The following is a 6529-nucleotide window of genomic DNA, read 5'->3' on the forward strand; positions in this document are numbered from 1 at the left end:
CGCGCGGCTCGGGCCGTCGGCGGTCGCGACGGTCGGGCTGACCGAGAGCTATCTCTTTTTGCTCTACTCGATCGCGATGGGGCTCGCGATGGCGGTCACGGCCGTCGTCGCGCGCCGCATCGGCGAGGGCAAGCCGGACGAGGCCGCGGTGACGGCGGTGCAGGCGATCATCGTCGCGGTGCTCGCTTCGGTGCTGCCGGCGATCCTCGGCATTCTCTATGCGCCGGATCTGCTGCGCCTCATGGGTGGCGATGAGTGGACGATCCAGCACGGGTACCGCTATGCGCAGTGGATGCTCGGTGGCAACGCGGTGATCATGCTGTTGTTCGTGATCAACGCGATCTTCCGTGGCGCGGGCGACGCGGCGATCGCGATGCGCGTGCTGTGGCTGTCGAACGGACTCAACATCGTGCTGTGCCCGCTGCTGATCTTCGGCGTCGGGCCGTTCCCGCAGTGGGGCATCGAGGGCGCGGCGATCGCGACCAACATCGGTCGCGGCGCCGGCGTGCTGGTGCAGCTGTGGGTGCTGCTGCGCGGCGGCCAGCACATCCGCGTGCTCGCTTCGCACCTGCGCTGGAACGGCGCGGTGCTGTGGAACATCGTGCGCACCTCGCTCGGCGGTGTCGGCCAGATGATCGTCGCGATGACCTCGTGGATCTTCCTCATGCGCATCCTCGCCAGTGTCGGCAGCGAGGCGGTCGCGGGCGCGACCATCGCGATCCGCTTCATGATGTTCACGATGATGCCGGCCTGGGGCATGTCCAACGCGGCCGCGACGCTGGTCGGGCAGAACCTCGGCGCGCAGCAGCCCGATCGCGCGGAAGCGGCGGTGTGGCAGATCGGCCGCTACAACATGGCGTACCTGCTGCTCGTCTCGTTCGCGTAGTTCTTCCTGCCGCGGCAGATCGTCGGCGTGTTCACCGACGACCCGACGGTGGTTCTCGTCGGCGCGGAGTGGCTGCGCATCCTGTCCTATGCGCTGTTCGTGTACGGCTGGTGGATGGTCAGCGTGCAGGCGTTCAACGGCGCCGGCGACACCGTGACGCCGACCTGGATCAACGTCGTGTTCTTCTGGCTGATCCAGATCCCGCTCGCGTGGTGGCTCGCGCTGCACCTCGGCTGGCAGGAGACGGGCGTGTTCTGGGCCGTGTTCGTCTCGGAAACCTCGGTCGGGCTGTTCACCTTATGGCTGTTCTCGCGCGGGCGGTGGAAGCTCGCGCGCGTGTAGGCACGTGGTGCTACCCGCGTTCGCGACGAGCCGTATGGCCGTCGCGCCCAGGCGAGGCGTGGGCCTGCAACGTCCTTCACGCGCGCACGCACGCATGCGCCATCATGGTCGGCGACGCGCCTTCGCGCCGCCGCGGACCCCGACCATGCCCATTCCCGCTTTCACGCGCCGTCACTTCCTGAGTGCCACGGCGTTGTCGGCGGTCGCACCCGTGATCGCTTCCGCGTCCGCGCCGGCGACGGCAGCGGGGAACGCCGAGCCCAGCGACGCCATCCTCGTCCTGCGCCCGACCCGCGTGTTCAAGGTCAAGGACCGCAGCCACGAGAACACCGAAAGCTGGATCGTTTCGATCGCGGTGCAGACCCCGGTCCCGGCGACGCTGGAGCCGGTCGCGCTCGACGTGGAGCTGTCGAAGGACGACCTCGTGCTGCGTCGTGCGCACTATGGCGCCGAAGCGTTCGCGGCGATGACGTATCGCTCGAGCTTCGCACCGAAACTGGCGGACGGCCGCGATCCGCCGACGCCGCTGCACTGGCCGCTGTTCCTGCGCCTTCGCCACACCGAACCCGCAGCGTTCGGTACCAATCGCATGACGGTCGCGGCGACGCTCAAGGACGAGCGCGGCCGCACGATCGCGGCGCGCGTCGTCGTGCCGATCGAGACCTACGCGCAGGCGACGTCGCTCGTGTTCCCGTTCAAGGGCAAGGGCGTCGTGCTGCAGGCGGGCGCCGCGAACGGTGGCCATCGCAATCGCAGCGGGCAGTTCGCGATCGACGCGATGGGTACCGATTCCGCATGGTCCGTGTGCGCGCCCGGCGACGGCAAGAAGAACAGCGACTACCCCGGTTGGGGACGCGAGCTCGTCGCGCCGGCGGCCGGCGTCGTCGTCGCGTTGCGCAACGATCGACCGGACCAGCCGGTCGGCGACAGCAGCGACCCCGCGTACTTTGCTCCTGAATACCGGAAGCTCGGCGGGGGCGATCCGGAAAACCACCTCGTCATCGATCACGGCCACGGTGAGTTCAGCCTGCTCGCGCACTTCATGGCCGGCTCGCTGCGTGTCGCCCGGGGCGATCGCGTCGTGCAGGGCCAAGTGCTCGGCAAACTCGGGCACTCGGGCGACACCAACGCGCCACACGTGCACTACCAGCTGCAATCCGGACCCGACTGGGAGAACGCCGATGCGCTGCCGTGCCGCTTCGCGAATGTTGCCGAGGAAATCCTCGATCGCGGCACGTTCTTCGAGGCGCGCTGAACGGTGCGAGGTCGCCGATGGTTGGTCCGCCGTAAATCGTCCATGCGGGGGTGGCATTCCGGAACAGGCCGATCATGTTCCCGCGGTCAGCCGATGAGAGGAGCCGGTACCGTCCCGAGCGATGCATCGGTGCGCCGCTCGCCTGACGTCCATGCAATCAGCAGCGCGAGCAACGGAATGAAGACCGCATAGAGGTACTGCGTGCGCGAGACGCCGATGCCGAACGGAAACCATATGCCGGGCACGCCGAGCGGGTCGAGCAACTCGCCGAAGAACGAGACGGTGATCAACGCGAGCGTGACGAGGGCGAGCGCGCGCATCCTGCCGCCGCGGACGATGCGCACGCCGATGACGGCGAACAGCGCGATGAAGGCGAGGCGGCTCGCGTGGGTGACGTTCGGCCAGTGCGCCACGGTGCCGGCGATCGCCGCGGCCATGAGCGCGAGCGCGAGGACGTCGACGACACGCGATGGACGCGGATGCCAGCGGTTCCAGGCGAGCGCCCAGGCGGCGACCGTCGGTGGCCACAGGTAGCGGGCCATGAACGAATAGGTCGGCAGGTCGATGAGATCGGTCCACGACACCACCGCATTGTTGAGGCGACGCAGGGCCGTCAGTGCGAGCGCGAGGCTCGCGACGACGAGGAAGCCCCGGTAACGGCTGCGCAGCGAGCACCCCAGCGCGAGGCCGACGAGCACGAACATCGCGAACGGTTCGATCGCATCGACGACATAGCCGGCAATCGTGCGGTTCCATTGCGCGCGGTGAAGGCCATCGGCGACCGCGCGCGGCGCGAGGATCGGCGGACTGTGCATCCCACCTCCGGTGGCGCTCGGCTGCGCGCGGCTCAGCTCGAAGACGCGCAGCGCGAGGACGCCGCGCGTGCCCGCGGCGTCGGCAGGGAGCGCGAACTGCAGCGGTCGCGTGCCGACCACGCGCGGGTGCTCGCCGAGGCGGCCCGACCCGCCGAGCAGGCGGCCGTTCCAGTAGAGCGCGTAGCCGTCCTCGACGAGCGTCGGGCCGAGGATGTCCCACTCGGCCGGCGTGGCCGGAACATCGATCGCACGTCGATACCACGCGTAGCCCGTGTAGCCGGGATGTCCGTGCGCCATCCAGCCGCCCACGTAGTCGGGCAGGCCGACATCGCCATCGTGACTGCCCGGCGTCGCGGTCAGGTCGATCGTTTCCCACTCGCTGTCGTCGATGCGCGGGTCCGACCAGCCCGCGTCGTCGCCGGTGCGGAACCGCCAGTCGCCGTCGAGCAGGATCGCCGCTGCGCGCAGCGCGGGCGGATCCGCGCGGCCTCCGCGCGCGAGATCGACGATCACGATCGTCCAACCCACGAGGGTGGCGAGGATGATCGAAACGAACAGCCAGCGCCGCGAGGGATGCGTCGATCGGGTCATTGCGCACGCCGGTGAGGAATGGAAGGGACATGGCGGGACCGGAGCGGCCGTGCCATCCATCACGCACGATGAGCGCGCATCGCGTCGGCGTCAATCGAGTGCGCGGCGTCATCGCCAAGCGCGCAAGCACTGCAACACGACGCGTCGTGACGGAGGTGCTCTGCGCGAACGCGTCATCCTGGACGCGACCGTAATGCGCGCGCCGTCGACGACTCGCCTCGACGGCTCGATGACGCCGTGTGACGGGCCGGCCGTCACGAGTCACCATGGCATCGCGGTGCGCGCGGGAGTATGGTCCGCGGGCCGGCCGGCGAACCCGGCGCCGCGCATGCCGTCAGGGGACAACCGATGAGCCGTGGATCTTCGAAGGCGCGCTCCGCGCCGGTCGCCTGCACGATCGCGCGCGGCCTGCTGGTCGCGTGCGCGTCGTGGGGGGGGGCCGACGCAGGCGCAGGTCGTGCGCGACGGTGTGTCCGCATCACCCCATGACGTGCTCGACACCTACGTCGTGACCACGACCTCGGATGCGGGACCCGGCTCGCTGCGCGACGCGCTGCAGACGGCGACACCTGGCCGCACGATCACGTTCGCGGTGACCGGCACGATCACGCTCGCGTCGCCGCTGCCCCCGATCCGCGTGCCGCTCGGCATCGCGGGGCCCGGTGCAGCGAACCTCACGCTGAGCGGCGCCGATGCCTGGCGCGTGCTGTTCATCGATGCAGCGGGTGCGACGGTCACGATCTCCGATCTCGACATCGCGCACGGTCTCGCGCGCGGCGGCAACGGCGGCGACGGCTTCTACGGCGGCGGTGGCGGTCTCGGTGCGGGCGGCGGCGTGTTCGTCAACGCGGGCACGGTCGTGCTGTCGCATGTCGGCTTCCATGGCAATGCGGCCGCGGGCGGCCACGGCGGCAGTTACAACGGCGCGTTCGGCAGCGGCGGCGGTGGTGGCCTCGGCGGCGACGGTGGCACGGGCGCGTTCTATTCGGGTGGTGGCGGCGGCGGTTACTACGGCGACGGCGGCGCGGCGATCAGTTCCGGCGGCGGCGGTGGTGGCGGCGTATCGGGCAACGGCGGCGCGGGCGGCAACAACGGTGGCGGTGGCGGTGGCGCGTGGTCGAACGGGCAGTCGGCGAGCGGCGCGGTCGGTGGCGCCGGTGCGGATGGACTCGGCGGGCAGGGCGCGTCGGGCACGGGCGGCATGGGCAATTCGGCGGGCAGTGCGGGCCAGGTGTTCGGCGGCGGTGGCGGCGGCGGATACGGAATCTCCGCGTCGGGCTATTTCGGCGGCGATGGCGGCGCGGGTGGTGCATACGGTGGCGGCGGCGGTGCGGACCACGCCGGCAGCGGCGGCGACGGTGGCGACTTCGGCGGTGGCGGCGGGTTCTACACGCAGAGCGGCACGTTCGCGCTCGGCGATGGCGGCGGCGATGGCGGTTTCGGTGGTGGTGGCGGCGGTGGCAGTACCGCGAGCTGTGACGTGAGCGGATGCCGAAGTCCGTCCGGCGACGGCGGCTTCGGCGCGAGTGCGGGTGCCGCGGCGTACTCCGGCTTGCCGACGCGCGGTACGTCCGGTCCATTCGCGGGCACGGCAGGTGCTGGCGTCACGACCGGTAATGCGCCCGCGGGTTCGGGCGGCGGCGCGGCATTGGGCGCGGCGATCTTCGTGCGCGGCAACAACGGCGCGGCGCTGACATTCGCCGACGGCTCCGTCGACGACGGCGTGCTCACGCCGGGCGCACCCGGTACGGGTGGTGAAGGCGCGAGCGCAGGTTCCACGCGCGGCACGTCGATGTTCCTGCTCGGCGCCACGACGACGCTGTCGGTCACGAGCGGTCGCCAATCCGTCGATGGTTCGATCGGCGGCTGGACCGGCGCGTTGCCGAACCTCGTCAAGAGCGGTGACGGCACGCTCGTGCTCACGTCGGTCGATCACGCCGACCTCGGCACGTTCGACATCGCGCAGGGCTCGCTCGCGGTCGACGGCGTGCTCCCGGCCGCGCTGACGATCGACAGCGGCGCGACGCTCGAAGGCACCGGCTTCGCCGCGGGTGCCGTCACGCTCGCGGCAGGCGGTCGCCTCGCGCCGGGCGATCCGGCGATCAACGGCGGCGTCGACGGCTTCGATATCGGCACGCTGACGTGGGAGGGCGGCGGCACGATCGCCGTCCAGCTCGGCGCGACGCCGGCATCGTCGGATCACCTGTCGATCGCGGGCGACCTCGTCGCGAGCGGCAGCGTGTTGCCGTTCCAGTTCAGCGACGGCGTGGGTGCGCCTGCATGCGGCACGTCGTATGCGTTGCTCGAAACGAGCGGAACGATGGCGCCGTCCGCGGGCGATTTCAGCTACACCTACACCGGCGCGAATGCGGATCTCGGAAGCCACGGCGTGTTCTCGATCGATGCGAACGGGACGACGCTGCGGTTCCTGCCGTTGTGCGACCAGTCGATCACGAACTTCATCGCGACGCCCGCGAATCCGGTCTACAGCCTGGGCGGCACGTTCGCGCTGTCGGCGACGCCGGGGCCGTCGAGTGCGCCGCTCGCGTTCGGCTCGACGACGAACGGCGTGTGCACGGTCGCGGGCGCGACCGTCTCGATCGTCTCCGCGGGCGCGTGCGCGCTCACTGCGGACCAGGG

General features: G+C 70.6%; 2 protein-coding genes and 2 pseudogenes. 3 read left to right on the top strand and 1 reads right to left on the bottom strand.

Features of this window, described 5'->3' with window-relative positions; all coding sequences use genetic code 11:
• The first annotated feature begins 58 nt into the window (after positions 1-58).
• Both VI238_RS01575 and VI238_RS01580 read left to right on the top strand, forming a co-directional pair.
• Positions 59-1228: pseudogene (locus VI238_RS01575) on the top strand (MATE family efflux transporter).
• 145 nt (positions 1229-1373) lie between these two features.
• Positions 1374-2483 carry a M23 family metallopeptidase gene (locus VI238_RS01580; RefSeq protein ID WP_331647732.1) on the top strand — a complete coding sequence of 370 codons (1110 nt, stop codon included), beginning with the start codon at positions 1374-1376 and terminating at the stop codon, positions 2481-2483.
• 86 nt (positions 2484-2569) lie between these two features.
• Here VI238_RS01580 and VI238_RS01585 read toward each other — a convergent pair whose 3' ends face one another.
• Positions 2570-3889 (bottom strand): glycoside hydrolase family 2, encoded by a 1320-nt coding sequence (locus VI238_RS01585; protein ID WP_331647734.1) that lies wholly within the window; start codon positions 3887-3889, stop codon positions 2570-2572.
• Positions 3890-4358: 469 nt separating this feature from the next.
• Here VI238_RS01585 and VI238_RS01590 point away from each other — a divergent pair.
• Positions 4359-6529: pseudogene (locus tag VI238_RS01590) on the top strand (hypothetical protein); the annotation flags it as partial.

Origin of the sequence: Dokdonella sp. (genome assembly GCF_036518555.1) — a bacterium.
Lineage (GTDB): Bacteria > Pseudomonadota > Gammaproteobacteria > Xanthomonadales > Rhodanobacteraceae > Dokdonella_A.

Bases quoted from the DNA above. Each gene is read 5' to 3' on its own strand.
- VI238_RS01580 (WP_331647732.1), top strand. From the start codon at position 1,374: ATGCCCATTCCCGCTTTCACGCGCCGTCACTTCCTGAGTGCCACGGCG.
- VI238_RS01585 (WP_331647734.1), bottom strand. From the start codon at position 3,889: ATGACCCGATCGACGCATCCCTCGCGGCGCTGGCTGTTCGTTTCGATC.